General features: G+C 47.6%; 22 protein-coding genes. 6 read left to right on the top strand and 16 right to left on the bottom strand.

The genetic code is table 11. The features are described from left to right. Positions 1–30: 30 nt before the first annotated feature. Positions 31–999 carry a UDP-glucose 4-epimerase GalE gene (galE, locus tag A1sIIB142_RS00110; RefSeq protein ID WP_095693174.1) on the bottom strand — a complete coding sequence of 323 codons (969 nt, stop codon included), beginning with the start codon at positions 997–999 and terminating at the stop codon, positions 31–33. A gap of 100 nt (positions 1,000–1,099) precedes the next feature. Between galE and A1sIIB142_RS00105 the strand changes: the two genes are divergently transcribed. Both A1sIIB142_RS00105 and A1sIIB142_RS00100 read left to right on the top strand, forming a co-directional pair. Then, entirely contained in the window at positions 1,100–1,471 is a 372-nt protein-coding gene (locus A1sIIB142_RS00105) for a type II toxin-antitoxin system Phd/YefM family antitoxin (protein WP_095693173.1), read from the top strand. Next, positions 1,468–1,854 carry a type II toxin-antitoxin system VapC family toxin gene (locus A1sIIB142_RS00100; RefSeq protein WP_190283261.1) on the top strand — a complete coding sequence of 129 codons (387 nt, stop codon included), beginning with the start codon at positions 1,468–1,470 and terminating at the stop codon, positions 1,852–1,854. Before A1sIIB142_RS00105 ends, A1sIIB142_RS00100 begins: the two co-directional genes overlap by 4 nt. 1 nt (position 1,855) lies before the next feature. Here A1sIIB142_RS00100 and topA read toward each other — a convergent pair whose 3' ends face one another. Both topA and A1sIIB142_RS00090 read right to left on the bottom strand, forming a co-directional pair. Further along, positions 1,856–4,618, bottom strand: a complete 2,763-nt coding sequence (gene topA, locus A1sIIB142_RS00095) for a type I DNA topoisomerase (RefSeq protein WP_095693171.1) — start codon at positions 4,616–4,618, stop codon at positions 1,856–1,858. 24 nt (positions 4,619–4,642) lie between these two features. Next, positions 4,643–6,940, bottom strand: coding sequence for a sodium-translocating pyrophosphatase (locus A1sIIB142_RS00090; protein ID WP_095693170.1), 2,298 nt, complete (start codon positions 6,938–6,940; stop codon positions 4,643–4,645). A gap of 151 nt (positions 6,941–7,091) precedes the next feature. Between A1sIIB142_RS00090 and A1sIIB142_RS00085 the strand changes: the two genes are divergently transcribed. Continuing rightward, positions 7,092–8,096, top strand: a complete 1,005-nt coding sequence (locus A1sIIB142_RS00085) for a LacI family DNA-binding transcriptional regulator (RefSeq protein ID WP_095684221.1) — start codon at positions 7,092–7,094, stop codon at positions 8,094–8,096. Between the two features lie 17 nt (positions 8,097–8,113). On the opposite strand, the gene A1sIIB142_RS00080 is transcribed toward A1sIIB142_RS00085, so the two are convergent. The 4 genes from A1sIIB142_RS00080 to A1sIIB142_RS00065 all read right to left on the bottom strand — a co-directional run bounded on the left by A1sIIB142_RS00080 (position 8,114) and on the right by A1sIIB142_RS00065 (position 12,676). Next, positions 8,114–8,938 carry a carbohydrate ABC transporter permease gene (locus A1sIIB142_RS00080; protein ID WP_095693169.1) on the bottom strand — a complete coding sequence of 275 codons (825 nt, stop codon included), beginning with the start codon at positions 8,936–8,938 and terminating at the stop codon, positions 8,114–8,116. Next, the gene (locus A1sIIB142_RS00075) at positions 8,935–9,804 is read right to left on the bottom strand and encodes a carbohydrate ABC transporter permease (protein ID WP_223299195.1); all 870 of its coding nucleotides are present in this window, start codon (positions 9,802–9,804) and stop codon (positions 8,935–8,937) included. The genes A1sIIB142_RS00080 and A1sIIB142_RS00075 overlap by 4 nt, the downstream gene beginning before the upstream one ends. A 101-nt stretch (positions 9,805–9,905) precedes the next feature. Further along, entirely contained in the window at positions 9,906–11,243 is a 1,338-nt protein-coding gene (locus tag A1sIIB142_RS00070; RefSeq protein WP_095693167.1) for an ABC transporter substrate-binding protein, read from the bottom strand. Between the two features lie 134 nt (positions 11,244–11,377). Beyond that, positions 11,378–12,676: a glycoside hydrolase family 32 protein gene (locus A1sIIB142_RS00065; RefSeq protein ID WP_095693166.1), complete on the bottom strand. Its 1,299-nt coding sequence runs from the start codon at positions 12,674–12,676 to the stop codon at positions 11,378–11,380. Between the two features lie 24 nt (positions 12,677–12,700). Here A1sIIB142_RS00065 and A1sIIB142_RS00060 point away from each other — a divergent pair, with 24 nt between their 5' ends. Further along, positions 12,701–13,351, top strand: a complete 651-nt coding sequence (locus A1sIIB142_RS00060; RefSeq protein ID WP_223299194.1) for a DedA family protein — start codon at positions 12,701–12,703, stop codon at positions 13,349–13,351. Here the strand turns inward: A1sIIB142_RS00060 and pyrE are convergent, their stop codons facing one another. Then, a complete protein-coding gene (gene pyrE / locus A1sIIB142_RS00055; protein ID WP_095693164.1) occupies positions 13,352–13,885 on the bottom strand; it encodes an orotate phosphoribosyltransferase in 534 nt (177 codons plus the stop codon). It lies immediately after the preceding gene. A gap of 44 nt (positions 13,886–13,929) precedes the next feature. On the opposite strand from pyrE, the gene A1sIIB142_RS00050 reads away from it, so the two are divergent. After that, positions 13,930–15,228: a DUF1800 domain-containing protein gene (locus tag A1sIIB142_RS00050; RefSeq protein WP_095693163.1), complete on the top strand. Its 1,299-nt coding sequence runs from the start codon at positions 13,930–13,932 to the stop codon at positions 15,226–15,228. A 9-nt stretch (positions 15,229–15,237) separates the two neighbouring features. After that, positions 15,238–16,473 (top strand): DUF1501 domain-containing protein, encoded by a 1,236-nt coding sequence (locus A1sIIB142_RS00045; protein ID WP_095684213.1) that lies wholly within the window; start codon positions 15,238–15,240, stop codon positions 16,471–16,473. On the opposite strand, the gene A1sIIB142_RS00040 is transcribed toward A1sIIB142_RS00045, so the two are convergent. The 8 genes from A1sIIB142_RS00040 to dnaA all read right to left on the bottom strand — a co-directional run bounded on the left by A1sIIB142_RS00040 (position 16,470) and on the right by dnaA (position 24,739). After that, positions 16,470–16,862 carry a heat shock protein transcriptional repressor HspR gene (locus A1sIIB142_RS00040; protein ID WP_190283260.1) on the bottom strand — a complete coding sequence of 131 codons (393 nt, stop codon included), beginning with the start codon at positions 16,860–16,862 and terminating at the stop codon, positions 16,470–16,472. The genes A1sIIB142_RS00045 and A1sIIB142_RS00040 overlap by 4 nt on opposite strands. Then, a complete protein-coding gene (locus A1sIIB142_RS00035; RefSeq protein ID WP_095693162.1) occupies positions 16,859–17,782 on the bottom strand; it encodes a DnaJ C-terminal domain-containing protein in 924 nt (307 codons plus the stop codon). Before A1sIIB142_RS00035 ends, A1sIIB142_RS00040 begins: the two co-directional genes overlap by 4 nt. A 6-nt stretch (positions 17,783–17,788) precedes the next feature. Then, positions 17,789–18,289 carry a nucleotide exchange factor GrpE gene (grpE, locus tag A1sIIB142_RS00030; protein ID WP_095693161.1) on the bottom strand — a complete coding sequence of 167 codons (501 nt, stop codon included), beginning with the start codon at positions 18,287–18,289 and terminating at the stop codon, positions 17,789–17,791. Beyond that, positions 18,289–20,124 carry a molecular chaperone DnaK gene (gene dnaK, locus A1sIIB142_RS00025; RefSeq protein ID WP_095693160.1) on the bottom strand — a complete coding sequence of 612 codons (1,836 nt, stop codon included), beginning with the start codon at positions 20,122–20,124 and terminating at the stop codon, positions 18,289–18,291. The genes grpE and dnaK overlap by 1 nt, the downstream gene beginning before the upstream one ends. Positions 20,125–20,275: 151 nt before the next feature. Continuing rightward, the gene (locus A1sIIB142_RS00020) at positions 20,276–20,743 is read right to left on the bottom strand and encodes a DciA family protein (RefSeq protein WP_095693159.1); all 468 of its coding nucleotides are present in this window, start codon (positions 20,741–20,743) and stop codon (positions 20,276–20,278) included. Continuing rightward, a complete protein-coding gene (gene recF / locus A1sIIB142_RS00015) occupies positions 20,740–21,825 on the bottom strand; it encodes a DNA replication/repair protein RecF (RefSeq protein ID WP_095693158.1) in 1,086 nt (361 codons plus the stop codon). The genes A1sIIB142_RS00020 and recF overlap by 4 nt, the downstream gene beginning before the upstream one ends. 13 nt (positions 21,826–21,838) lie before the next feature. Continuing rightward, positions 21,839–22,969, bottom strand: coding sequence for a DNA polymerase III subunit beta (gene dnaN / locus A1sIIB142_RS00010; RefSeq protein WP_095693157.1), 1,131 nt, complete (start codon positions 22,967–22,969; stop codon positions 21,839–21,841). Positions 22,970–23,335: 366 nt separating this feature from the next. After that, entirely contained in the window at positions 23,336–24,739 is a 1,404-nt protein-coding gene (dnaA, locus tag A1sIIB142_RS00005; RefSeq protein WP_095693156.1) for a chromosomal replication initiator protein DnaA, read from the bottom strand. Between the last annotated feature and the right edge of the window lie 116 nt (positions 24,740–24,855).

Genomic DNA, 24,855 nt, shown 5'->3' with positions numbered 1-24,855 from the left:
ATCGGGCGCATCAGATAATGACTTTAGAGCCTAGAACAGACTGCGGATGCTCTCTTCAAGTGAGTACTTAGAGCTAAAGCCCATCGCACTCTTTGCAAGCGCCACATCGGCACATAAGAACGCTGGATCTCCTGCTCGGCGCGGGCTTTGAATAATTTGAGTCTCAGTCTTATTCGTTGCTTGCAGAACTAAATCAATGATCTCGCGCACAGATGCCCCGCGTCCGGTGCCGATATTCATAGCTGGTGGCAGTGGCGTTGTGGCATCGGCTGCTGCTAAATGTGCGCGGGCAATATCTCGCACATCGACATAGTCGCGAACACATGTGCCATCGGCGGTGGGGTAGTCGGTGCCGAAGATCTCGGGAGCTTGGCCTTTATTTAATTTGCCTAGAACAATGGGAACTAAGTTCTCGACTGAGTTATCGAGTAGCTCTTGTGCTGCGGTGCCCACCACATTAAAGAAACGCAGTGATGTTCCATGGTTACCGGGAGTATTAATAAAAGCGGTCACCTTTGATTCTGCTTGATACTTTGAATCTCCATAAGGAGAGATGGGTGCCTTGGGGCCATCTTCTTTGCATGGCTCCATGGTGTCTGGACTGCCATAGACGGCCGCCGTTGATGAGAAGATAAATTTCTTCACGCCATTGCGCTTTGCTATTTCGATTAATTCATTAGTTGCTTCTAGGTTTACTTGGAAATACTCATCTGGTTTTTCCATTGATTCACCGACGGCTTTTAGAGCCGCGGTGTGAATGATGCCATCGATCTTATATTCGCGGATTAAGCTTTCAATCTCGTTGTAATCACGGATATCGCACTTGATAAAGGGAATCTCCAGGCCATGTTTTGCCCGCAGGAAGGTGATGCGGGATTCCAGGCCTTGATAGAGCGAATCAATGATGACTACAGATTTATCACTGCAGATGAACTCATCTGCGATATGGGCGCCAATATAGCCAGCGCCACCTGTGAGCAGCCATCTCTCGGGGGTCATTACGGAAGTGTATCGGCGCAGCTAAAAACTCCTATTGATAGGGGTAAGTGGCTGGGGCTGTGGATAATGTAGCACTTTTACTTTTGTGCTACATTTAGCCATGGCCACATCAGCGAAAAAAAGTGCAACCCGTGCAGTGAAGAAAGCACCTTCGAAAGTTAAAAGCCCTTCTCTCCTTGAAGATATGATCACAAAGAAATTGTCTGTCGGTGTCCGAGAACTCCGTCAAGAAGCCTCAAAAGTACTTGGTCTTGTAAAGAGCGGTGAGATCATCATCGTTACCGAATGGGGAAAGCCGGTTGCAGAGATTCACCCTATTAAACCGACATCAATTCAAGATCTCATTGATGCTGGGTTAGTAACGCCAGCAAAAGATAAGTTTGACCCAAAGGTTTTCGAGCCGCTGCCAAACCCCGATGGAAGAAGTCTCTTAGCTGAGTTTCTCAAAGAGCGCCGTGAGGCTCGATATTGAGTTGGTATGTTGATTCGTCTGCAATAGTTGCAGTAATTTTTGATGAGTCCGAAGCCCTTGCACTAAAAAATATTTTGGAATCAGTCCCAGTCACCTCACGTCTATCTAAAGTTGAGGTCCTACGCCGCGTAAATAAGTTTGATGAAACTTTACTTCCACGGGCCCGAAAAGTTTTATCTCAATTTCAATTGGTAGATATGACTGAATCAATTCTTGTTCGTGCTGAGACTTACCCAGCTCAAATCACAGCAAAGTCTGCTGATGCTATCCATCTTGCGACAGCAGAAACTCTCTCTACTTTGATTCGAGGGCTAATTACATTAGATAAGCAAATGGCTAAGAATGCAGACCGATTGGGATTGAAAGTCTTAACGAACTCTTGAATTAATCTTTCTTTGCTTTTCCTGACGCCTTCTTAGCCGCTTTCTTCTTTGTTGCAGCTTTCTTCACTGTGTTCTTGGTTAACGTCGGCGCAGTTGCACCTGGCTTTGCTTTAGCTGCCTTCTTCCGTGACTTCTTTGGAGATGGGCCATTTTCTGCCTCCCACGCACGGCGTCCGGCCAGTAGTTCTAGGCCACGCTCAAGTGTCATTGCTTCCAGGGTGTCACCACGACGTAGCGTTGCATTGGTCTCGCCATCGGTGACATACATACCAAAGCGTCCATCTTTAATGATGACTTGTTTTTCACTGCCCGGATCAATACCAAGTTCTTTTAGTGGCGGCTTTGCCACACCACGACGTCGCTCTTTTGGTTTTGAATAAATCTCAAGTGCTTCATCTAGGTTGATTGAAAAGAGTTGATCTTCTGAAGTTAAGGTGCGTGAGTCAGCACCAGCCTTAAGATATGGACCATAGCGACCGTTCTGCACCGTGATTTCATCACCAGCGCTATTAGTTCCCAGCACACGTGGAAGAGAGAGCAGCTGCAGCGCATCATCGAGTGTGATGGTGTCTAGGTTCATTGTTGATAAAAGCGATGCCGTCTTTGGCTTTGGCGCATCTTTCTTTTTGCGCTTCTTCTTCGGTTCACCTTTATCGTTAAGTTCTACCGGTTCTGCCGGAAAGATTTCAGTGATGTAGGGACCAAAGCGACCCGATTTTGCAACCACTTCAAAGTTTGTCTTGGGGTCCACACCTAACTCACGTTCACCTGATGGAGCGGCAAGTAACTCAATTGCTTTAGCAAGTGTGAGCTCATCCGGTGCTAAACCTTCTGGGATATTGGCAAGCTTGCGATCTTGATCAGGTAGGTTCTCTTGCAGATAAGGACCAAAGCGGCCCACCCGAATTTCAATAGTGTCAGATAAATTCATTGTGTTTGTGGCACGCGCATCAATCACACCCAAATCAAGTGCTAACTCATTAAGGCCTGGCTCACCGTTAACGCCGTAGTAGAAATCACGGAGCCAATCAACCCGGCCCGCCTCCCCGGCTGCAATCTTGTCGAGATCTTCTTCCATTGATGCGGTGAAGTCATAATCCACTAGCTTCGTAAAGTGAGTCTCTAATAGGCCTGTTACTGAAAATGCTAAGAAGGTGGGCACAAGTGCGCGCCCGCGCTTTGAGACATAGCCGCGGTCTTGAATTGTTTGAATGATGGAGGCAAATGTTGATGGCCGGCCTATACCGAGCTCTTCCAGTTTCTTTACAAGTGTTGGCTCGGTGTAGCGCGCAGGTGGCTTTGTATCGTGGCCTTCACAAGAATATTCCTCAACTTTGACTGATTGCCCCACTGTCATGGCAGGCAGGCGGCGATCTTCAGATTCTTCATCCTTGTTTTCATCACTAGCAATATCATCATATGCAGCGAGGAATCCAGCAAAGGTAATCACAGAGCCATTGGCGCGGAAGATGGTTGCTTTCTTATCGGCTGTCGTTGCATCAAAATCAACCCGCATCTGCATCTTCTTAGCATCAGCCATTTGCGATGCCACAGTGCGCTTCCAAATCAAGTCATAGAGTGCGAACTCATCACGTGATAGCTCTGGTGCTAACTCACCTGGTGTCTTAAAGACATCTCCGGCCGGTCTAATTGCTTCGTGGGCTTCCTGGGCATTCTTTGTCTTTCCTTGATAGACACGAGCGCTTTCATAAACATGGTCTTTGCCATAGAGCGAGCTAGCGGCTGCGCGGGCAGCTTTGATTGCTTGCTCAGATAAATTGATGGAATCAGTACGCATATAGGTGATGTAGCCGTTTTCATATAAACGCTGAGCAATACGCATCGTAATCTGGGCGCCCCACCCAAGTCGTGAACCAGCATCTTGTTGCATGGTCGATGTAGTAAAAGGCGGCTTAGGACGTTCAGTACGCGGACTCTCTTCCATCGACTTCACAGTCAATGGTGTGCCTTTAAGGCTCTCGGTGAGTGCGGTTGCCTGCTTTTCATCCAATAACAAAATATCTTTCAGGGACTTTTCTTTTACCGCGCCATCGGCGCCAAAGTCACTGGTAGCAGCTACTTTCTTGCCATCAACCGAGAGTAGCCGCGCGGTAAAGCCAAGATCAGTCTTGGCATTTAAATCCCACCAAGAGGATGAGATAAAGGCCATCCGCTCGCGTTCTTTCTCCACAATCAACTTGGTGGCAACTGATTGCACGCGCCCAGCTGAAATACGTGGCATCACTTTCTTCCACAAGACTGGTGAAAGTCGGTAGCCAAAAAGCCTGTCTAGCACGCGCCTAGTTTCTTGGGCGTCAATCAGGTTGTAATCAAGATCGCGGGTATTTTCTACAGCAGCCTTAATTGCCTCTTCGGTAATCTCATTAAAGACCATCCGCTTAATGGGAATCTTTGGTTGCAGAACTTCTACTAAGTGCCAAGCAATGGCTTCACCTTCGCGGTCTTCGTCCGTTGCCAGCAGGATCTCATCTGCCTCTTTCATCAACTCTTTAAGTTCGGCAACCTTCGCCTTCTTATCGGGGTTGATTACATATAAAGGGGCGAAATCATTTTCAATATCGACGCCCTCTTTCGACCAGGCTAACTTCTTTACTTCTTTAGGAATATCAGCAGCTCGCTGCGGCAAGTCGCGAATATGACCGACGCTAGCCTCGACGATGTAACCATCGCCGAGGTAGCCGCCAATCTTGCGCGCCTTCGCTGGTGATTCAACGATCACCAGCTTCTTAAGGACTCTAGCCATGCGTGTAGGGGAAGTTACTCGCTCTTAGTATTCGATAGTTGTCGATTGACGACGATTACGAATCAGCGCTCCAATAATGATCGCTGTTGCAACGAGTGCAATAACAAGTGACATCGATGATCGCGCCGGAAGTGCGAAGCTGACAATTGCTGGAGTAATTAACAAGCCAACCAGGTTCATCACCTTAATCAGTGGGTTAATAGCAGGACCAGCTGTGTCCTTAAATGGATCTCCCACAGTGTCTCCGACAACAGTTGCAGCGTGTGCCTCTGTGCCCTTGCCACCGTAATGTCCATCTTCAACCATCTTCTTTGCGTTATCCCACGCACCACCTGAGTTAGATAGGAAGACTGCCATCAGTGTTCCAGTGCCGATTGCACCAGCTAGGTAGGCACCGAGTGCACCAACGCCAAGACCGAATCCCACTGCGATTGGCGCCATGACTGCAAGTAGTCCTGGTGTTACCAATTCACGTAGTGAGTCGCGAGTACAGATATCAACCACACGACCATATTCCGGCTTTTCTGTACCGTTCATGATTCCTGGATGCATCTTGAATTGATTACGAACTTCAACAACAACGGCACTTGCCGCACGTGATACCGCATTCACCGCTAGACCTGAGAAGAGGAAGACAACTGCGGCTCCAATAATCAAACCAACTAAGTTGCGTGGGTCTGCGATGTCAAGAATGCCACCAAACTCTTTGTTTGCGAGCGTCCATGCATCATCTTGCACTCCCACTGCCTTAATGACAGCTTCCTTAATGGCATCAGTAAATGCACCAAAGAGCGCCGTTGCAGCTAGTACTGCGGTAGCAATTGCGATTCCCTTAGTAATTGCCTTTGTTGTATTTCCAACGGCATCCAGTGAGGTAAGAATCTGTGCACCTTCACCCTTCACATCACCTGACATCTCAGCAATGCCTTGTGCGTTATCTGAGATAGGCCCGAAGGTATCCATCGCAACGATGACGCCCACTGTTGTGAGTAGTCCGGTTCCTGCAAGTGCGATAGCAAAGAGTGAGAGAACAACAGATCCGCCGCCGAGTAAGAAGGCGCCGAAGACTGCTGATGCAATCAAGATTGCAGAGTAGACAGCTGATTCAAAACCAACTGAGATACCAGCCAGAATTACTGTTGCCGCACCTGTTTGAGAGGAGGCTGCCACATCATTAACTGGGCGCTTGCCTGTTTCAGTAAAGAAGCCGGTAAGTACTTGAATAGCGGCAGCTAAAACGATTCCGATAATGACTGCGCCAAATGCCAGCACGCGTGGATTGATATTGCCTGCCTCTTCTAGCACCGTAGGTGAGAAGTTAGTAAGCAAGTTGAACTTACCTGGCAAGTACGTAAATGTTGCAAGGCCGGTAAGACCAGCAGAGATAATCGCTGACATGAAAAATGAGCGATTAATAGCTGTCATTGCTGACTTATCGGTTGAACGCAAGCGAGTTGCGAAGATTCCGATTACCGCTGTGACGATACCGATTGCTGGCACGATGAGCGGATAGATCAGACCTTCGTTACCGAATGCTGCCTTACCTAAAATCAAAGCTGCAACAAGTGTTACCGCATATGACTCAAAAAGGTCAGCTGCCATACCAGCGCAGTCACCGACGTTATCGCCCACGTTATCTGCAATTGTTGCCGCATTTCGTGGGTCATCTTCTGGAATACCTTTTTCAACTTTACCGACGAGGTCTGCTCCCACATCAGCTGCCTTAGTAAAGATTCCGCCACCCACGCGCATAAACATCGCGAGCATCGCAGCACCAAAACCAAATCCTTCAAGAACAACAGGTGCGTTCTCGCGGAATAAAATAACAACGAGTGCTGCACCAACTAGTCCAAGACCTACCGTTGTCATACCAACAACACCACCGGTGCGGAAAGCAATCTGAACTGCCTTGGTGCCATCTTTCTGACGAGCAGCTTCAGCAACGCGCACGTTTGCGCGAACCGCGAGCCACATACCGTTATAACCAACCAAAGCTGAGAAGCCAGCGCCTACAAGGAAGAAGATAGAGCGACCAACGCGAATAGCAGTTGTGTCGGCGGGCAGTGCAAAAAGTAGGAAGAAAACAATTCCCACAAAATATGAAAGGGTGCGGAACTGGCGGGCAAGATATGCCGCCGCTCCTTCTTGAACAGCTTCAGCAATCTCGCGCATCTTCTCAGTGCCATCGTTGGCCGCAAGTACTTGCTGGCGCAACGCGTAGGCGATACCAAGGGCAGCAAGTGCCACCGCCAAAACGATGTAGGTGATATTTAGGTTAGTCCCTGTTACTTGGACATTACTTAGAGCAGCAGAAGCTCTCATGGGTTCTCCTCCGTTGGAGATTCAGGGCGCCCCATTCGAGGGCAAGGCGCGCAGATTGCCCGAGTGTACATATACATATCTATTACGGGGAAAACTCCAGCCTGGATCGAGGTATTGATTTTTGCAGTTTTTTGCATAGCCTTTAACTCTTATGTCGGGCATCGTCGAAATCGCGAAGAAGGCTGGGGTCTCACCGGCCACTGTCTCGCGCGCGCTGCGGGGAATCCATCATGTCAACGAGAAGACCCGTAAGAAGATTGTTGATGCAGCTCGCGATTTAGATTATCCGGTCCGCCCAGATTTATTGCCGCGTGGGCAAAACGAGAAGACAAATACGATCGGTGTGATCGCGCCCTTTATCTCGCGTTGGTATTTCTCGCAATCAATTTCTGGAGTTGAACAGGCGCTACGTGAAGCAGGTCTTGATCTGCTGCTCTATAACTTTGCCCAGGTTGATGCGCGTGAACGTGTGATGATGCAGAAGAAGTTGGTCGATAAGGTCGATGGGTTGATTGTGATTTCTCTTCCGCCTAGCGAAAAAGAATTCGAGCGTTTGTTGAATCTCGGTATTCCAGTTTCGTTACTGGGAGTAGCCAGTGAGCTCTGCTCATCGGTTTCGATTGATGACGTGCTGGGGGGCAGAATTGCAACGCAGCACCTGGTTGATATGGGCCATCGCGATATTGCGATTATGACTGGGCAGAAAGAACCGGTTTTCGACTTTAGAGTGGCTAACCAACGCTTGCAGGGATTTATGGAGGTCTTGCAGGCAAACGACCTTGAATTCAATCCACGAAATGAGCTGTATTCAGATTTCACTAGTACAACCTCTGAGATTGCGATGGAGGAATTCTTAAACCGTAAGAAGTTACCTACAGCGATCTTCTGTGAATCAGATGAGATGGCCTTTGGTGTGTATCAGGCACTGCGCAAGAAAGGTATGCGCGTACCTGAAGATATTTCAATTGTGGGTTATGACGGACATGATTTCGGTGTCACGCTCGGGCTGACAACAGTTGCGCAGCCCGTGCGCTTCTTAGGCCAGCTTGCAGCATCGCAAGTGATGGCGTTGATTGAAAAGCCAGAATCTGTTGTAAGGCAGATGGTTGTGCCGACTGAACTAGTGCAGCGCCAATCGGTATTGAAGATTAACTAATTACTTGACCGTGCGCTTTACTTAATGGCACCCTGCGAAATACCTGAAATGAACTGCCTTTGCAGGATTAAATAGAAGATCACGATTGGGATAACAGCCAGTGCAAGTCCGGCCATCGCTTGTCCGTATTCAATTGAATACTGCCCAAAGAAGAGATAGGTAGATAACGGCAGCGTCTGTGTCTCTCTTGTGAGCACAAGACGCGGCAATAAGAAGTCATTCCAGATCCAAAGAGCATTAATAATGGCAACCGTTGCGGTGATAGGTCGCATCATTGGGAAGATAATTTTCCAGAATGCCTCCATATCTGAAGCGCCATCAATAGATGCTGCCTCATCAATCTCGGTAGGGATTGTGGAGATAAAACCGTGATATAAAAAAGTAGACAGTGCGACGCCGAAACCAATATAGAAAAAGACAAGGGAGGCGCGATTGTTCCAGGAAACAAATGGAGCAAAGAGCGCCATGAATGGAATCATCAAAGCTTGGAAGGGAACAATCATTGAAGCAACAAGCCCCAAGAAGATGTACTTTGATGACTTTGTCTTGGTGCGCGCTAAGTAGTAGGCAAGCATAGAAGAGAAGACAATCAGTAATGAGACGCTAAAGACCGTGATGATGAGTGAGTTGGTAAGTGAGCGGAAAAATTCCATCTTAGTGAGGGCTTGCTGAAAGTTATCCCAAGTTATAGGCGCTGGGAAAGACAATGGGTTTTCTAAAATGTCATACTTCAACTTAACTGAGTTAACAAAGACCAAGAAAAATGGGAAGAAATAGGCGAAGGCGAGAGTAATGCCGACTGCGAATGTGGCTCGTTTACCCCAACGTGCGCGAGTCTTCATCGTTGCACCTCGTATCTCTTTGAGATCGTTACTTGGACAAGAGCTGCCAGGGCAACTACTAAGAACATAATGACCGCTTTAGCTTGGCCAGTACCGAAATCACCTTCAGCGAAAGCGTCTTCAAAGATGTGTAGTGAAATCAGCTCAGTTGTGCGAAATGGTCCACCGCCGGTAAGTGCCACGTTGACGTCGTAGGCCATAAAGCCATTTCGCAGCGTTAAGAAGAGCGCGATGGTAAAGGCTTGTGCCATCAGTGGAATCTTGATGGAAAAGAGCGCGCGCAGTGGAGATGCGCCATCGATTTCAGAGGCTTCAATGAGATCTTTTTCGATTGAGATGAGCCCTGTAATGTAAACAATCATCATGTAACCAGATGATTGCCAGATGGTGACGATGATTAGCGCCCAGAACGCCTTGTTTGTATCTTGTAGCCAGGATTCTTTAAAGGGCTCCCAGTCATATTTCTCAGCAAGTGCAACGAGCGCACTATTGAAGATAAATTGCCAAATAACACCGAGGATAACGCCACCGATGAGGTTTGGTACAAAGAAGAAGGTGCGCAGGAGATTTCTACTTCGGAGCTTTGAGGTAACAATGAGTGCCAGTCCAAACGCAACCGCATTGACCAAAACAAGTGATACCACAACGAATAGCGCAGTGAATTTTAGGGTTGACCAGAATCTTGGATCTGCAAATGATTCTGTGTAATTAGTAAATCCAACTAATTTGGTGGTTTTGAAACCATCCCAATCTGTAAAGGAGTAATAGACACCATTTACAAAGGGCACTACGAGAACAATGATGAAGATTGCAAGTGGAAGGCCAGTAAATTTCAAAAATTTCTTTATTGATCTTGCTCGAGTCACTCGAATCCCCCTTCCTAAGTGAAATCATCCCGGGGCAAGTTTCCTCGCCCCGGGATGATTCTATTTACTTCTTTTTAGACGTTAAAGTGGTTGAGGCGCAATTAAGCAGCTTCTCCACGCCAAGTCTTTGGCTTGCCCTTCCATGCAGCTTCAATCGCCTTAGCAAGGTCAGCTGCGCTGATCTTGTCGGTGAAGTACTGCTGCATAGATACCTTTCCAACTTCCTCTTGGAGGCCAGCTGGGTAGTAAGAGTTCATCCAGTCAAGAGTCTTACCTGCCGAAGCAAATTTTGAAATTTCCTTCGCCATGTAAGTCTTTGGCTCGACCTTGAAGCCCTTGTAAACAGGGATGAAGCTCATGCCGCCTTCTTCAACTGGACCAGCTACCCGCTTCTGTCCTGCAGGAGATGTGTAGAGCCAGGTTAGGAAGTCGAGTGCACCCTTTTGCTGCCACTTTGTTGACTGCTGTGCATCGATCATGAAGTAGCCAGGAACACCGACAGGAATTGAATCGTTTCCGTAATCCTTAGCGTTGTTGCTGATTGGAAGAGGCATAAGACCGAAATCATCGCCCTTTGAGGCTGTGATCAAGTTTGGCTCTGTCCAGTTACCTTGGAACATGAATCCGAAGTCGCCTCCTGCAAGGTTGGCGATTGAAGCGTCATATTCGGTATCTGTGAGATTTACCTTGCCTGCGTTGTACTTCTTAAGAAGATCCATGGTCGCTACCCAGTTCTTGAAGGTAGCGTTATTTGCAAGGTCTGCTTTTCCAGCTACAAGAGCATCCAAGCCTGCAAGGCGAGCTTCTTTTGTCTTTCCTACATTGGTGTGGAAGATGTTTGTGAAGTGTGCACCAAGTGACCACCAGATAGCTGAGAAGTGAAGTGGCTTCTTACCAGAAGCTTCGATCTTCTTGAATGCAGCTTCGAGGTCTGCGCGAGTTGCAATCTTCGATGGGTCTACGCCAGCCTTATCGAGAACCTTCTTGTTGTAAAGAAGTCCGAATGCTTCAGCTGTTGATGGAACACCAACTTGACGCCCGTTGACGTTACCTGATGCAAGCAGGCTCTTAGAGACAAGACGTGCAAGAGGTGTTAACTTGAGGTCCAAAACCTTGTCGGCCATATCTGGAATCTCTTGAAGTGTGTACATGATTGTTGGTGCGTTCTTGGCTGCATACATTGGTGTCACGTTCTGAAGGAATGTGAGCTTGCGATCGCCAGGAACTGACTTAACTGTGTAGCAATTTTGTGCCTTGTTGTAATCAGCAACTGCTGCAAGGAACTGATCCTGAATTTCAGGCTTGATTGTTCCGAGCATTGTTACTGTCGCTTTTCTTGGGCATGTGTTTGCAGATGCTGATGGTGTAGCAACCGCAATCAATGACAAAGAAAGCGTTGAAGCTAGAGCGAGTGCTCCGAGTTTCATTGACTTCTTCATATGAAGTGTTTCCTTTCGAGGTTAGCCGGCGTCCTAGGTTGGCCGACTGTGGGAAAACGATAAAGCCAGATGCGAAGGGTTTGAGAGGTTGGGCAATAACGCTCCTACAACGCTTTTTTGCGGATTTTTGCAGTTTACGCGTGAGTGGTTTGCAGTCCTGCGGCCTTGAGGTTATTTGCGCCAGCAAGGGGCTGGACTGAGGTTAGGGCGGTCTCAAGGAAGACCAAGTTCGTCAGGACGATTGCCCCACCAACTGCAAAGACTTCAACTGAACCGCGATCGACAATTACGCGAATATCAATCTCGCCTTTTTCGATTGCAATCTCTTGCAGCGTCGGTACATCTAGATTGCACCATGCACGCGATGTATCTACATATAACTTTTGGTTGCGCACTCCGATTTCGACATATCGTTCATTATTTTCACAGATGCGGATTGCGCCATCTGATGTTGTAAATGAAACTTCAGGAAAACCGTTGGGGTGGTTAATTGGAGTTTGAATAATGCGATCGCCGTGTAGTGAGAGTTCTCGCGGTAACGTCATGGCCCCTCGCCAAGGTTGGGTGGGAAAGGTGTGGGCATATTCCCAATTGCTCATCCAACCGAGAAATATTCTGCGGCCACCCGGTGCATTGGCAAAAGTAATCCCAGCATAATTATCACGGCCATAATCAAGCCATCTTGTTTTTACATCGTCTGCGATAAATTCTTTTCCGTTCCATTGCCCGAGAAAGTATTGCGTTCCAGATCCAACCTGATAACCACCTGGGTTGAGTGAAACGATAAGCACCCATTTATCTCCTAGTTGAAGTAGGTCTGGGCACTCCCAACATCCACCGACTTCTGCAGCTGGGCCGAAATCGCTGAGGTGTTTCCACTCTTTGAGGTTGTGTGAAGTGAAGAAAGAAATCTGGTGCAGATCTGGTCGTGCAATTGTCATCAGCCATTGGTTATCTACCCACTGCACTTTAGGGTCGCGAAAATCTGGGGAGCCAATATCAAGAACTGGATTTCCTTCATATTTAGTAAATGTTCTACCGTTATCAAGACTGAAGGCTAAACATTGAGATTGTTTGCTTTTGTCATTTTTGTGCTCGGTGTAAATCGCAACCATTGCTGGGTTTTCTACGCTTCCGAAACCTGTTGAATTTGTGTGATCAATAACTGCGCTGCCAGAGAAGATTCCGACTTCATCTGTGCAGGGGATTGCAACAGGTAACTCTTCCCATTTATGTAAGTCAGTGCTTACCGCATGTCCCCACGACATATTCCCCCAGATATTTTCGGTTGGGTTATGTTGGAAGAAAAGGTGATATTCACCTTTGTAGTAAATAAGTCCGTTGGGGTCATTCATCCAATTTTTTTCAGGGGCGAAGTGAAATTGCGGACGATATTTTTCATCACCGAGCGCGCCAGAAGGATGCGTAATCACGGCGGTTACCTTACCCTCGGACTCATGGAATTCCTGACAAACCTTTTGGATGCCAATTCTGTGGTTTCCACTTTGGGGTTGATTGGGGTCCTCGGCATTATTTTTATGGAGACCGGGCTTTTAATTGGTTTAGTCTTTCCAGGCGGTGAGGTTGTCTTTCTAGCAGGTATTGCTGCTTCTGGCGCAGGTGCGGATATTTTGGGAGACGCTAAATTATCCACACCGTTGTTGTTTATTCTCGCACCAATAGCTGCAATAACTGGTGGTGAGGTTGGTTATTGGTTTGGCCGGACCTACGGCAGAAAATTCTTTGATCGTCCAGATAGTCGCTTCTTTAACCAAAAGATGGTCCAAACTGTTGAAAAGTGGTTAAGAAAGTATGGCCCTCGGAAAGCTTTGGTTTTCGGACGTTTTATTCCTTTTGGAAGAACTCTTATCAACCCGGTCTGCGGTGTTGTGCAATTAGAGCGAAAAACATTCTCAACTTGGAACGCTATCGGTGGAATTATCTGGACCGAGGTTGCAATCGGAGTTGGCTATCTTTTGGGCGATGTTCTAGGAAACTCGGCAAATTATTATCTTTATGGTGTCGTTGGCCTAATCGTGTTGATTTCGCTAGTGCCGCTGGCTATTGAAATCTTTAGAGAGTGGCAATCCAAGCGGTATATGAAGTAACTACAGGCCTAAATCTTGTAGCGAATAGGCTGCGTAGTACTTATATCCTGCATCCAAAATCTTCTGTTTCGCACCGCGTTCCACAATGACAGCAACACCCACAACGATTGCACCAGCTTCTACCAGTGCTTCAACGGCCGTAAGAACTGACCCGCCTGTTGTAGAAGTATCTTCAACAGCCAGAACTCTCTTACCTTTCACATCTGGTCCTTCAATGCGTCGTTGTAGGCCATGTGCTTTCTCGGCCTTGCGAACTACAAAAGAATCAATGTTTTTACCGTTACGCGCTGCCACATGCATCATCGCTGTTGCAACCGGGTCGGCGCCCAATGTGAGCCCACCTACTGCTTCATAATCTAAATCTTTCGTTAGCTCTAACATCACTTCACCTACAAGTGGGGCTGCCACATGATCGAGTGTGACGCGGCGAAGGTCTACGTAGTAATCAGCTTCGATACCGGAAGACAAGATCACTTTGCCGTGGACAACAGCTTTGTTGCGGATTTGTTCCCGGAGAATACCCTTAGAATTCATGTTTGAACCTTACCGCTTCGGTACTTCATTGTTAACGTGGTCTCGTGAACCTAGACCGATTAGAGACTTCTCGGTTAGTGCACCGGTTTGGTTTTGGGCCACGTGTCGGTGAATTCACCACTTACTTGAAGCAGGGTGTCCCAGCAACACGTGACTCGCTCTTAACAGTTCCTAGTGTGGATTTAGGATTAGCGTCAATCACGCTTCCAACTTTTACGGATTTGGGTAAAAGGCCTGAGCCAAATACTCCTGAAATAATTCCATTTGCTGTGGGGATGAGATCTCAAACTGAAAACCTTATTTCTTGGTGGATGGATCGGATGGCCCTTGGTGATAACGGGCTAACGGAACGAATGACTTGGTTTTGGCACGGTCATTGGGCCACTTCGATTTCGAAGATAAACCATCCACTGCCTATGTATAAGCAGAATGAAACTTTTCGAAAATATGCTTTAGGTAACTTTGCTGAGATGTCGCGGGCAATGCTCACTGACGGTGCCTTGCAATATTGGTTAGATGGTCAAGAGAGCACCTTCAAGTCGCCTAACGAAAACCTTGGCCGCGAGTTCATGGAGCTCTTTACTCTTGGCGTAAACCGATATTCCGAAGATGATGTTAAAGCTATAGCGCGCTCATTGACTGGATACCAAATTGCAAACAGTTCCGGCACCGTTACCTTCAACCTCAAGCGGCATGATTTAAAGGCAGTGACTTTGTTGGGGACCACAAAGCATTTTACTGGCGAAGAAGTCTCAGATTTTCTAGTGGCAAGAGATGACTGTGCTCGTTTCATCTCGGAAAGGCTCTGGTATCGCTTCATATCAAGCACAGAAGCGATGCCAAATAATTTTGCCGGGATCCAATCATTTGCTAATCGTGAAATTTCCAGCGTGGTAGCAGCTGTAGCAAAAGATTCTGCGATGCGAGATCCTAAAAATGCAATGGTTAAATCCCCGGTAGATTGGTTTATCTCCGCCGCGCGAGCTCTGGAACTGACTCCATCTAAGTTAAAAACGCCTGCCCAGTTGAAGAATTACTTAAACAAGTTAGGGCAGATTCCGTTTTACCCACCAAGTGTTGGCGGGTGGCCTTCTGGGGAGGCTTGGTTATCTTCAGCATCTGCCCAATATCGGATTGCTTTTGCTACCTGGTTGGTAAAACAGAGCCAATTACGAGGATTGCTGGAGATTCCGGTTGAACGTCGAGTTCTATCAAGTACCGATTGGTTAGGTGTTGCGCAATGGAGCCCGAGAACTCAAGCAGCTCTACGTAACTCATTAAGTGACCCACTTGAATTTGCCGTCTTGGCGTTGTGTAGCCCCGAGTATGTAGTGAACGCCTAGGAGGATGACATGGACACATTAACGCGCAGAAAATTCCTGAGGTTAACCGCCGGAACTGTGGCTGTTGGCGCTAGCGCTTCGCTGCTGAGTGTTGATGAAATTGCCCAAGCAGCAATTAGTCGACCACTTGCCGCAGGTACCCCAATTCTTGTAATGGTCACTCTCTACGGCGGAAATGATGGGCTAAACACAGTAATTCCCTATACCGACCCAATCTATTTTTCATCTCGTCCTGATATTTCATATAGTCCAGAAACAATGTTGCCACTCGATGCCGAATTAGCGCTCAACCCTGCGATGAAAAATCTTAAACTTTTATGGGACCAGAAAAAGGTCGCAATTGTTCGCGGAGTTGGTTACCCAAATCCTGATCGCTCTCACTTTTCTTCCATGGCAAAGTGGCAGAGCGCCTCACCTACTAATCAGATCAATACCGGGTGGCTTGGTAGGTGGATTGATGGTCAGGCAGAAGATTCAATGCTTGCAATCTCGCTAGGTTCTGTGTTGCCCCCGTTATTTGCTGGGGCTAAAAGATCTGGTTCGGTATTACCTCTCGGTGGACTACTCATTCCTAAGGGTTCAATTGGTCAAAATTGTTTGAAACTAGCTAGTAAATCAAGGACTGATTCTCCACTTATGGCTGCGGCTGCTACCTCTATGCGCAATCTTTTCTCAGTCTCGTCAACTGTTCAGCCTATTTTGAAAGCACCTGCTCCTTCGATTCCTGATTTGCCTACCGTCAATGGTGGCAATGCCGGCGGCGATAGCGATCTCGCACAACAATTAGATGTGGTCTCTAAATTAATATCTGCCGGAGCACCCACACGGGTGTGGTCGGTTTCATTAGGCGGGTTCGACACACACGCTAATGAGGCGAACGCACAAGCAGAACTATTGGGGGTTGTTTCTGATTCAATTTCGCGCTTTTTTGCTCAGTTGAAGTCCACCACTCGAGCTAGTGATGTAACAGTTGTGGTTTACAGTGAATTTGGGCGTCGCGTGGTTGGAAACGGATCCCAAGGAACAGACCATGGAACTTCAGGGCCGATGTTTGTTATTGGCGACCGAGTCGCAGGTGGATTTTATGGAGACCAACCTTCCTTAAAAAATCTCATCAAAGGTGATTTGGCGGTGACGACCGACTTCCGAGATGTTTATGCGACACTGCTTGAAGGCGTATTGAAATCACCGGTAGAACCGGTTTTAGGTAAGTGGGCTGGGCGAACTAAGTTCTTAAACGCTTAACTCTCTTCTTTGTAAATAATAACATCGCTCTTCTTACGTGTTGCCAGCCCTTTTGGAGGGTTCTCTATCAAAAGTGCATCTACTTCGATGCGCAGCTTTGCAACCTCCATCGCCATACTTGCAACAGCAGTCTCTAACTCAATAATTCGCTTAATACCCGCGTGATTAATTCCTTCACCGACAAGACGGCCCACCATGCGAAGGGATGCAATATCGCGAAGTGAGTAGCGACGATTGCGACCTACTGTGCGATCAGGTGATACCAAACCTAAGCGATCGTATTGGCGCAGAGTTTGTGGGTGCAGCCCGGAAAGTTCTGCTGCAACTGAAATCACATAAAGTCCAGCATCATCATCTGGATGATCTTCTTGTGGCAAATCTTTTGTCATAGCTTTGCCTTAGAAATAAATTCGGCGCGCACATCTTCGTGTGCCGTGGCGGCGGCAAATGCTTTGATTGCCTCTTGCGCCTTACCTTCTGCCTTTCGAGGTACTTGCACCTCGATAGTGACAAGTAGGTCACCAGTAATTGCGCCCTTTTTGATTCCGCGCCCCTTTACCCGCAAGACCCGACCTGTAGGTGTACCGGCTGCTAATCGCACAGTGACATCATCGCCAGCAAGTGTGGGAACTTTAATATCAGCACCCAGTGCTGCTTCTGCAAAAGTAACAGGGAGTGTGAGAACTAAGTTCTCGCCTTTGCGAGAAAAGATTGGGTGAGGCTTAACTTGTAGTTGAATAAAAAGATCTCCAGGGCCAGCCTCACCTGGTGCGCCTTTTCCTTTAACCCGAATCTTGGCGCCATCATTTACTCCGGCAGGAACGCGAGCCGAAATGTTCTGTGGCCCGTTGCCATCGGTGTTGAGTTTGAGATCAAGGGTTGTGCCAAATACTGACTCTTTAAATGTAATAGCTGACTCTGTTTGTAGATCAGAGCCTTTGCGTGGGCCGCGCCTGCCGCCACCACCAAAGAGATTGGCAAAAATATCTTGTGGGTTACCGCCACCAAAGATGTCATTGAAATCTCCACCTTGGAAGTTTTGTCCACCGGTAGGTGCTCTAAATCCGCCACGTTCAAACATAGAACGCGCTTCGTCATACTCTGCGCGTTTTTTTGAATCAGAGAGAATGTCATAGGCTTCAGAGACAGCCTTGAACTTCTCTTCTAGTGCAACATTTCCTTGATTTTTATCAGGGTGTAAATCGCGCGCTAAGGAGCGGTATTTTTTCTTAATTTCATCGGCGCTAGCTTTTTTATCGACGCCAAGGACCTGGTAGAAATCCTTCTCATAGAGATCTTTGGCAGCCATAACTAATTAGTTTTCTGGGTCAGTCACTGCAACGCGTGCCGGGCGCAAGATGCGTTCTTTGAACTTATAACCTGGTTGCAAAATCTTTGATGCAGTGGGAACGCTGACTTCAGATGATGTGTCGTGTAACAAAGCCTCGTGAATTTGTGGATCGAAAGCTTCACCTTCAGTACCGTATTTTTCCAACCCAATGCGGTTGGTAATTGCAGTTAACTGATCTGCCACCGCCTTAAAGCCTCCAGTGAGTTCGTTGTGCTCACTTGCGCGGTCAACATCATCGAGAATCGCAAGAAGTTCGGTGAGAACAGAACCGATTGCTAGTTCATGGGCCAGGGTGCGATCGCGCTCTACCCGCTTTCGGTAGTTGGCATACTCTGCTTGAAGTCGTTGTAAATCAGCTGTGAGGGCTGCAACCGGGTCTGTTTCAAGAACCGGCGCAGCCTCCTCTACAACTTCTGCTACAACAGGTGTTGTTTCTTCAACAACTTCCTCTGTTGTCTCTGACATTAGTTAGCTTCTTCGGCATCAATAACTTCAGCATCTTCAACATGATCTTCCGACCCTGCTGTTGCGCCATCAGTTTGAGCTGCTGCATTTGCATACATGAGCGCACCGAGTGCTTGTGAGATTGTCGAAACTTTCTCAGTATTTGACTTAATTGATTCGAAGTTGGCACCGCCAAGAGAAGTCTTAAGTTCAGCAAGTGCCTCATCTAGTTCAGTCTTCTTTGTTGCAGCTTCACCTTCGGTGAACTTATCTGCGTTCTCTGTTAAGAACTTCTCAGTCTGATAGACAAGTGAATCGCCAGTGTTGCGAATCTCGGCCTCTTCGCGACGCTGCTTATCTTCGTTAGCGTGTGCTTCGGCATCAGCCATCATGCGATCAATCTCTTCCTTAGAAAGAGCAGATCCACCCGTGATAGTCATGCCTTGCTCTTTTCCAGTTGCAAGATCTTTTGCAGATACATGAACGATTCCGTTGGCATCGATATCAAATGTCACTTCGACTTGTGGAACTCCACGAGGTGCTGGTGCGATTCCAGTGAGTTCGAACATGCCTAGCTTCTTGTTATAAGCAGCCATTTCACGCTCGCCTTGGTAGGCCTGAATCTGAACAGCGGGCTGATTGTCATCAGCTGTGGTGAAGATTTCGCTGCGCTTTGTAGGAATTGTGGTGTTGCGCTCGATGAGTTTCGTCATCACGCCACCCTTTGTTTCGATACCAAGTGAAAGTGGTGTCACATCAAGGAGAAGCACATCTTTTACTTCACCCTTAAGTACTCCGGCTTGAAGGGATGCGCCCACTGCGACTACTTCATCGGGGTTTACGCCCTTATTTGGCTCTTTTCCGCCGGTGAGCTCGCGTACCAAATCAACCACTGCTGGCATACGAGTTGACCCACCAACAAGTACCACTGATTGAATGTTTGCAATAGGAATTCCAGCATCTTTAAGGACGGCTTGGAATGGCTTCTTGCAGCGCTCAAGTAGGTCTGCGGTAAGTGTTTGGAACTGTGCGCGGGTAATTGTTTCATCAAGGAACAATGGGTTCTTCTCAGAATCAACGGTGATGTATGGCAAGTTGATGGTTGCTGATTGAGAGGATGAAAGTTCAATCTTCGCCTTTTCAGCAGCCTCACGAATACGTTGCATCGCCATCTTATCTTTTGTGAGATCAATGCCATTTGCAGATCCAAATGTCTTAACAAGGTGATCAACGAGTGCTTGATCCCAGTCGTCGCCACCAAGGTTGTTATCGCCATTGGTAGCCTTTACTTCAACAACGCCGTCTCCGATTTCAAGGAGTGAAACGTCGAAGGTTCCGCCACCAAGGTCGAATACAAGAATGGTTTGTTCTTTATCTGCCTTATCTAAACCATAGGCAAGTGCGGCAGCTGTTGGCTCATTGATAATGCGAAGCACGTTAAGGCCGGCGATTTCGCCAGCTTCTTTCGTTGCTTGACGTTGCGCGTCGTTGAAGTAGGCCGGCACGGTAATAACAGCGTCTGTGACAGTTTCACCGAGATAGGCCTCTGCATCACGCTTTAACTTTTGTAGTACGCGTGCTGAAATTTCTTGTGGGGTGTATTTCTTGCCATCAATATCGATTGACCAGTTAGTACCCATGTGACGCTTAACGGAACGGATTGTGCGTTCAACGTTTGTCACTGATTGACGTTTAGCCACTTCACCAACAAGAACTTCGCCATTTTTTGCAAAGGCGACGATCGATGGTGTTGTGCGAGCGCCTTCTGCGTTGGCAATAACTGTTGGCTCTCCGCCTTCAAGTACTGATACGCAGCTATTTGTAGTTCCGAGGTCGATTCCGACTGCTCTAGCCATGGTCTTGCTCCTTCTTTAATTTCGTTATTTCCACTCGAGCCAGGGTGGGTCGAGGTTTGTAACCTGAGTCGATTCTACGCAAAGAGTTGAGTCGAGTCGACTCAGGTTTCAAGGGGTATAACTGGAAGGGGTGGGGTTTTATTCCCTGGGGTTAGCCATAGGTGTCGCGGGGGCCGCGGCCATTGGAGATCGTGCGTAGGCCACGCTTCCAGCTAGGGGCAGTTGGACCGATGAAATCCAGCGATTCCACAAGTGCACCGGGCGCACTAGACCTGATGGTCTCAAGTAGGGATGGCCCGACAAGATTGAGTTGGGTTGCCCAAGCAGTTGATGAGCACTGCACGAGCAGGCGGCCATCGAGTAATGAAAGTGGTGTTGTGTGCTGGGCAATGTCGGCACCTACTACTTGGGCCCAGGTAGCAAAGAGGGTTCCTTCAGCTAGCCCGGAATTCCAATCGCGTTCTTCGATAAGTTCGCTCAACACATTAGAAATTAGAGTTGGATCTCCGGGGGTGTTTGAGCGCTGCTCGACATTTTTCTTCTTTTTAATAAATCCGGTTTTGTAACTTCGAAAGAGATCTACTGCAAAATCTCGTTTGCTTTGGGGTTTTTCACTCACTTGGTAACAACCCCCGGTTTCACATAGAACTTCTCAGATAGTAGTTCGGCTGGTAGATCTGATTCAACAGCTGCTGTGATAAATGTTTGCTTGGCCATCTGTGTCACCGATGTGAGTTGTTGGCGGCGGGTGGTGTCTAGCTCGGCGAAGATGTCATCGAGGATAAGTACGGGTTCTGCCCCTTCAGATTTAAGAAGGTTATAGGCACCAATACGAAGTGAGATTGCCATCGACCACGATTCACCGTGGCTGGCATAACCTTTAGCTGGAAAATCACCGAGTTGTAGATGTAGGTCATCACGGTGTGGGCCAATAAGTGAAACACCACGATCTTGTTCTTGTCGTGCTACTTCTATCTGTCGTTGCGTCAACATTTCTGCGTTGTGGGCAATATCTGCAGACAAGTTATCGGTCGATGACTTGTATGAAATTGAAGCCGGTTTAACTTCATTGAGGTTTTCATAATTTGCTGCCACATAAGGGTTTAGGTCATCTACTAATTTGATGCGCTCTGCCGATAACTGTGCGCCATAGGAAATAAGTTGTTCTGTCCAGGGGATGAGTGAGCTTTCTGGCGCCCTGGTTTTAAGTAGTGTGTTTCGTTGTTTGACCACGCGTTCATAATCAGAGATCACACCTGCTAAACGTGGGGATTGCGTGATGAGTAACTTGTCTAGAAAATCGCGGCGGTGGGTGGGGTCTCCGCGCACTAAATCTAAATCTTCTGGGGAGAAGTAAATAATTTGTAGTGCGCCTAATATCTCGCGTTGTGATTTAACCGGATTGCCGTTAATTCTTGCGCGGTTTGTTTTTGTCGCGTTGATCTCAAGGTCGACTTGTAGTGTGCGATTCTGGCTCTCGATTTCGGCACGGATGATTGCTTGATCTGCACCGAGTGAGATAAGTGGTTGATTGTTAGCAACACGGTGGGAAGAAAGATAGGCAAGATAGATCAAACTCTCAACGATATTTGTTTTGCCGCTGCCGTTATTGCCGACAAAGGTAATAGGGCCTGCTGGAAATTCAAGTTCAAGATGTGGGTATGAACGAAAATTTGTCAGCGCTAGTTTGGTGACGCGCATTGTTGTTTTTACTTTATGAGGCGTAGCGCATTGGCATTAAGAGATAGCGGTAATTATCAATAGATGCACCATTTGGTTCGGTGCGCCCGGTGAGAATCGCTGGTTTATTTGAACCAGTAAATGAGATCTGCACAAAAGGTGTGCCAACAGCTTGTAGGCCATCTGCTAGAAAGACTGGGTTAAACGCAATAGAAATGGGTTCACCGTTTAACAGCACATCGATTGTCTCTGTCGCTTGTGCTTCTTCACCCGCGCCAGCTTCAAGTGATACCCCACCATCTTTAAACTCAAGACGCAGTGGAACTGTTTTATCTGTTACTAGCGCAACTCGGCGGACTGAATCTAGAAATGGTGCTACTTCAACAACGGCAGTTGTTGTCATCTCAGTCGGTAGTAAGTGGCGATATGGAGGAAATGTTCCGTCTAACATTCTAGATGTCATTGTTTTACCATCGCCAGAAAATCCAGCCAGGCGATCATTAGATGTTGCTGGTGCAAAAGAGAGCGAGACGTTTTTTGTTCCAACGAGTGATTTAGCGGCATCAGCTAAAGTGCGAGCGCGCATGAGAGCTGTTGTTGAAACACCGGGTGTGGCCGGGCTCCAATTGAATTCTCGTACCGCTAGACGGTAGCGATCTGTTGCAGCAAGTGTGATGGTGTCTTCATTTATTTCAACATGGACGCCGGTAAGTGTTGGTAGTGAATCATCGCGCCCGGCAGCTATTGCCACTTGTGCTACCGCTGTTGCAAAGGTGTCACTTGCAACACTGCCGGTTGTCTCAGGGAGTTCTGGAAGGTTTGGGTACTCAGAGAGTGAAAGTGTAGGAAGAGTGAATTTAGCCGCCCCTGATGTAACAAGTACTCGGGTGCCGTCCAATGTAATAGTGATCGGTTTATTAGGAAGTGATCTACAAATTTCAGCTAGTAGTTTTCCTGGAACAAGTACTGCGCCTTTATTAGCGATATCTGCTGTGAAGTGTGCTTTGCTCGATGTTTCTAAATCAGAGCCGGAGAGAAAGACTTCATCACCGGTTGCATCAATCTTAATTCCAAGGAGTTCGGTTTTAATCGGGCGGGTGGAGAGTGAACGAGAAACCCAGTTCACCCCATCGGTTAAAGAATTTTGATCCACTGTAAATTTCACGCCGTAGCCCTCGCACTCATCAGATTGGTTGTATGTAGTGAACTAACTCTATTTTGGGGATGGTCCGCTTGGAAACGGGATTTATATATGTAAAGGTAGTAGTAGTAACCGCAGAGTAAAACTGTGGGTAAGAGGAAAAACCCCAGGTCAAAACCTAGATTTAACCCCACAACGGTGTGGAAAACCCCGGTAAAGCTGTGGGTGAATAGGTGAATAAACGCTAGATCCATATCAACACCCCCACACCTTCTTTAGTAGAACCTGCTTTACCCACATATTTACCCTACATATCCACAGTTATCCACACTTTATCCACACCTTGGGGGTAAAGAGGGTGAAAACGGACAATTACCGCCTAACCCCTACCTACTTCGTCTGCTGCTTAATTCTCGTCGTTAACTCATTTACCTGGTTATAGATCGAGCGGCGCTCTGCCATCAACTCTCGGATCTTTCGGTCGGCGTGCATCACTGTTGTGTGATCGCGCCCGCCAAAAGTCTGCCCGATTTTTGGCAGCGATAACTCGGTGAGCTCACGGCATAGATACATCGCAATCTGGCGAGCGTTAACTAATGCGCGAGAGCGAGAGGTGCCACAGAGATCATCGAGGGTAAGGCTGAAATAAGCCGCAGTCTGGGCCATGATCGTTGGGGCTGTTATCTCAGTTGCAACATTGGTGGGGATTAAATCCTTTAACACAATTTCAGCAAGGCCCATATCAACGGGCTGGCGGTTTAGCGATGCGAAAGCGGTAACGCGAATCAAAGCACCCTCAAGCTCACGGATATTGGTAGAGATTTTACTGGCGATAAATTCAAGAACATCATCGGGGGCATTTAACTTATCTTGGGCTGCCTTTTTACGCAGAATCGCAATACGGGTTTCAAGTTCAGGCGGTTGAATATCTGTAATCAAACCCCACTCAAATCGTGAACGCAGACGATCTTCCAAAGTTGTTAACTGCTTAGGTGGGCGATCTGATGAAATGACAATCTGCTTATTGGCGTTATATAAAGTGTTAAAGGTATGGAAGAACTCTTCCTGAGTACGCTCTTTATTTTCTAAAAACTGAATATCATCAACCAACAGAATATCTAGGTCGCGGTAGCGGCGCTGGAAAGCGGTAGCTTTATCATCGCGAATAGAGTTAATAAAGTCATTGGTGAACTCTTCCGAAGATACGTATCGGACGCGCACATTGCCATAAAGCTCCTTGGCATAGGCACCAATTGCATGCAGTAAGTGAGTCTTTCCAAGGCCAGATTCCCCATAGATAAAGAGTGGGTTATAAGCCTTTGCTGGCGCCTCGGCCACGGCCACCGCTGCGGCATGGGCAAAGCGGTTGGAAGAGCCAATAACAAATGTTTCAAAGATATAGCGCGCATTTAATTGGGATAGCTCATCTGATTTAGGAGCACCAGAGATATCGCGGCCCATACCCGAACGAGAGGGGACTACCTCAACAGCAACAGCAGGAGCGGGCAGATCTGCCAACTCGATCGTTTCATCGACCATCACTGCAATATTTGCTTTCTCGCCAAGTTCGGCGGTGAGCACTTCATTGATCACATTGCGAAGACGGGACTCAAGTACATCTTTTGCAAAGGCGTTCGGGGCGGCAACCAGGAGACTGGTCGCCCCACCCTCTTTTTGTAGAAGGCCTAAAGGTTTGGTCATCGCCAAGAATGCTCGGTGTTGAGGTTCACCCACCGAAACATGCTCGACCACGCGGCCCCATAACTGGGAGAGTTCGAGATCTACAACTGCCATCTACCAACCCCCAGGCTTATCCACAATGTTATCCACAGGCTGTGGTCTAAAGGTGAGGTTTAGCCTCAAATTAGACCGATTTCGACGGAAACCTGTGGAGAACCCGCAAAGTAGAC

Source organism: Candidatus Planktophila versatilis (genome assembly GCF_002288345.1).
GTDB lineage: Bacteria > Actinomycetota > Actinomycetes > Nanopelagicales > Nanopelagicaceae > Planktophila > Planktophila versatilis_A.
The sequence above is the reverse complement of the archived record's forward strand: the minus strand, read 5'-3'. Positions and strand labels throughout refer to the sequence as shown.

Bases quoted from the DNA above. Each gene is read 5' to 3' on its own strand.
- galE (WP_095693174.1), bottom strand. From the start codon at position 999: ATGACCCCCGAGAGATGGCTGCTCACAGGTGGCGCTGGCTATATTGGC.
- A1sIIB142_RS00105 (WP_095693173.1), top strand. From the start codon at position 1,100: ATGGCCACATCAGCGAAAAAAAGTGCAACCCGTGCAGTGAAGAAAGCA.
- topA (WP_095693171.1), bottom strand. From the start codon at position 4,618: ATGGCTAGAGTCCTTAAGAAGCTGGTGATCGTTGAATCACCAGCGAAG.
- A1sIIB142_RS00090 (WP_095693170.1), bottom strand. From the start codon at position 6,940: ATGAGAGCTTCTGCTGCTCTAAGTAATGTCCAAGTAACAGGGACTAAC.
- A1sIIB142_RS00085 (WP_095684221.1), top strand. From the start codon at position 7,092: ATGTCGGGCATCGTCGAAATCGCGAAGAAGGCTGGGGTCTCACCGGCC.
- A1sIIB142_RS00080 (WP_095693169.1), bottom strand. From the start codon at position 8,938: ATGAAGACTCGCGCACGTTGGGGTAAACGAGCCACATTCGCAGTCGGC.
- A1sIIB142_RS00070 (WP_095693167.1), bottom strand. From the start codon at position 11,243: ATGAAGAAGTCAATGAAACTCGGAGCACTCGCTCTAGCTTCAACGCTT.
- A1sIIB142_RS00060 (WP_223299194.1), top strand. From the start codon at position 12,701: ATGGAATTCCTGACAAACCTTTTGGATGCCAATTCTGTGGTTTCCACT.
- pyrE (WP_095693164.1), bottom strand. From the start codon at position 13,885: ATGAATTCTAAGGGTATTCTCCGGGAACAAATCCGCAACAAAGCTGTT.
- A1sIIB142_RS00045 (WP_095684213.1), top strand. From the start codon at position 15,238: ATGGACACATTAACGCGCAGAAAATTCCTGAGGTTAACCGCCGGAACT.
- A1sIIB142_RS00040 (WP_190283260.1), bottom strand. From the start codon at position 16,862: ATGACAAAAGATTTGCCACAAGAAGATCATCCAGATGATGATGCTGGA.
- A1sIIB142_RS00035 (WP_095693162.1), bottom strand. From the start codon at position 17,782: ATGGCTGCCAAAGATCTCTATGAGAAGGATTTCTACCAGGTCCTTGGC.
- grpE (WP_095693161.1), bottom strand. From the start codon at position 18,289: ATGTCAGAGACAACAGAGGAAGTTGTTGAAGAAACAACACCTGTTGTA.
- dnaK (WP_095693160.1), bottom strand. From the start codon at position 20,124: ATGGCTAGAGCAGTCGGAATCGACCTCGGAACTACAAATAGCTGCGTA.
- recF (WP_095693158.1), bottom strand. From the start codon at position 21,825: ATGCGCGTCACCAAACTAGCGCTGACAAATTTTCGTTCATACCCACAT.
- dnaA (WP_095693156.1), bottom strand. From the start codon at position 24,739: ATGGCAGTTGTAGATCTCGAACTCTCCCAGTTATGGGGCCGCGTGGTC.